3 protein-coding genes are annotated in these 2,833 nt (G+C 64.2%); 1 reads left to right on the forward strand and 2 read right to left on the reverse strand.

Annotated elements, in window-relative coordinates; translation table 11 throughout:
* Together QQM37_RS04820 and QQM37_RS04825 are read right to left on the reverse strand one after the other, a co-directional pair.
* Window positions 1–673, reverse strand: a 673-nt coding sequence (locus QQM37_RS04820) for a response regulator transcription factor (protein ID WP_285725438.1), incomplete at its 3' end; no start/stop codon positions are given.
* Between the two features lie 11 nt (window positions 674–684).
* Window positions 685–1,908 carry a sensor histidine kinase gene (locus QQM37_RS04825; RefSeq protein ID WP_285725439.1) on the reverse strand — a complete coding sequence of 408 codons (1,224 nt, stop codon included), beginning with the start codon at window positions 1,906–1,908 and terminating at the stop codon, window positions 685–687.
* Window positions 1,909–2,105: 197 nt separating this feature from the next.
* Here QQM37_RS04825 and phoU point away from each other — a divergent pair, with 197 nt between their 5' ends.
* Entirely contained in the window at window positions 2,106–2,768 is a 663-nt protein-coding gene (phoU, locus tag QQM37_RS04830; RefSeq protein WP_285725440.1) for a phosphate signaling complex protein PhoU, read from the forward strand.
* Window positions 2,769–2,833 lie beyond the last annotated feature (65 nt).

Consider the following 2,833-nt stretch of genomic DNA (forward strand, 5'->3'; position numbering starts at 1 on the left):
CGAATTTGTAGCCCAGGCCGCGCACCGTCACCAGATAGCGCGGCGCCGCCGGATCGGGTTCAATCTTGGAGCGCAGGCGCTTGACGTGCACATCCAGGGTTTTGGTGTCACCGACATAGTCGGAGCCCCAGACCCGGTCGATCAGCTGGCCACGGGTGAGCACCCGGCCGGAATTGCGCAACAACAGCTCCAGCAGCTCAAACTCCTTCAGCGGGAGCGAGACCTGGCTGCCATCCACCGAGACCACATGCCGCTCGATGTCCATCCGGACCGGACCGGCCTGCACGGTGTTGGTCACCAGCTCCTCCGGCTCGCCCTGACGACGCAGCACCGCCCGCACCCGGGCCACCAGCTCCCGTGAGGAATACGGCTTAGTGACATAGTCGTCGGCACCGAGTTCCAGGCCCACCACTTTGTCGATCTCCGAGTCCTTGGCGGTCAGCATGATCACCGGCACCGCAGAACGGGCCCGCAGCTGACGGCAGACTTCGGTGCCGGAGAGTCCGGGAAGCTGCAGGTCCAGCAGCACCAGATCTGCTCCGTCACGGTCAAAGAGGGCGATGGCGTCCAGTCCATTGGCCGCGACGTCCACCTCGAAACCCTCTTTGACGAGCAGGTAGGACAGGGGGTCGGAGAATGACTCCTCGTCCTCCACAATCAGAATTCGGCTCACGTCTTCAATCCTTATCCTTTGACGTTCTGTGACGGCGGCTGGGCCGCGCTGGCGCGGGCATGCCCGGCACGGGATTGCCCGGCACCGGGCAGTTCGGCATCGGCCGCGTCAACGCCTTCCATCTGAGGCAAGCGTACGGTGAAGGTGGAACCCTTGCCCTCCTGGGACCACACCGTCACCTCCCCGCCATGGTTGGACACCACGTGTTTGACGATGCTCAGACCCAACCCGGTCCCGCCGGTCTGCCGGGAGCGGGCCGCATCAACCCGGTAGAAGCGCTCAAAGATCCGCTCCTGCTCCTCCGGGCTGATCCCCTCCCCCTGATCGGAGACGGAGACCGTGATCAGGCCATCATTCTGGCGCAGCCCGATGCCGACCGTGGTCCGCTCGGCGGAGTAGCGGATCGCGTTATCGATCAGATTGCGGAAGGCCGTGACAAGCAGATCCGAATCCCCATAGACCGGAGCGTCAGCGTGCCCACCGGTGAGCAGAGTGATCTCTTTGGCCTCGGCCGGCAGCCGGGAACGGTCCACCGCCTCCGCCAGAACCTGATTGAGATCCACGGCCTGGCCCTTCTGCACCACATCGGTACCCTGCAGCCGGGAGAGTTCAATGATGTCCTGCACCAGGGCAGCGAGTCGGGAGGCCTCCTTGTGCATCCGCTGCGCGAATCGACGCACTGCTTCCTCGTCATCCGGAGAATCTTCCAGCGCCTCGGCAAGCAGCGAAATGGCCCCCACCGGGGTCTTGAGTTCATGGGAGACATTGGCAACGAAGTCGTTGCGGATCGCCTCCGCCCGGACGATCTCCGTCCGGTCATCGGCCAGCAACAGAATGTACTCTTCACCCAACGCGGCCACCCGCACCTGGACAACGATGGTTCCCTGGCCCAGCGGACCGCGCGGTAACTCCAGTTCACGCTCTTCGATGACGCCGTCGCGACGGACCCGGGCGGTCAACTCACGCAACTGCTCGTGGACCAAGGTGTGCCCCCGGACCAGTCCGAACGCATAAGCCCCGGGACTGGCCCGCACCACGCCATCGAGCGCGTCCACCACCACAAAGGCCCGCCCGACGGCGGACAGCACCTCGGTGGACCCGGGCGGCAGGCTGGGCTCGTCATCGGTGTCCATGACCTTGCGCTGCCGCTCACTGGCGGTGAATCCGAGCACGCCGAAGGCGCCCAGCAGCAGGCCGACCAGCCCGGACAGAACGCCAAGAAGTAGGGGATCCACGGCACTAGCTTATGTGCCGTGACGGGAGCGAAAATCTTCAGCAATGACGCGCAGACGCTGGTTCAACAAACGTTCACCTGCTAGTGTCCACTCGTTCACTCCGAACTGAAAGCATCGCACCTGTTGGGTGTGACTTCCCGGCATCTCGATGCGCGCGACACCTGACGAGCGCATCTTTGAAGGCGAAAGGACGCACCGTGCGTAAAGTATTCCAGGCCGAACTGCACCAGGTCGGGGAAGAGCTCATCGAGATCTCCACCCTGGTGACCGACGCGATCGAAAAGGCAAATGAGGCCTTCACCGGTGCGGATGTTGAGTTGGCTCAGGAAGTCATCGCCGCCGACGCGCGGATCGACTTCCTGCAGAAAGATCTTGATGAGCGCGCCATCGACATCCTCGCCCTGCAGGGCCCGGTGGCCTCCGATCTGCGGATGATCGTGGGCTCCCTGCGGATGAGCGCCTCCCTGGAACGGATGGGCGATCTGGCCCGCCATGTGGCCCAGCTGGCCCGCCTCCGCTTCCCGGCGAAGGTCATCCCCGAGTCGTTGACCGCCACCTTCGACGAACTGGCCAGCCTGGACATCCAGATCTCGCGCCAGGTGACCGAGCTGCTGGAGACCCGTGAGCTGGAGCTGGTGACCGCCATCGTCGGCGCCAATGCCCGGATCAATGAGCTGCACCGCAGCGTTTTCAAGGCGGTCTCCGCACCGGAGTGGACGCACCCGGCCTCCGTGACGGTCGATGTGACGCTGGCCAGCCGCTATTTTGAACGCTTCGGCGATCATGGCGTCTCGGTGGCCCGCAAGGTCTCCTACCTGGTCACCGGGCAGTGGCAGCCTGAAAGCTACACGACGTTCTGAGCTCTTCCATTTCGATGTTCTTCCATCGATAGACCGACGGCGCCGCTCCCTCGAAGGGAGCGGCG

Source organism: Psychromicrobium xiongbiense (genome assembly GCF_030271165.1).
GTDB classification, from domain to species: Bacteria; Actinomycetota; Actinomycetes; order Actinomycetales; family Micrococcaceae; genus Renibacterium; species Renibacterium xiongbiense.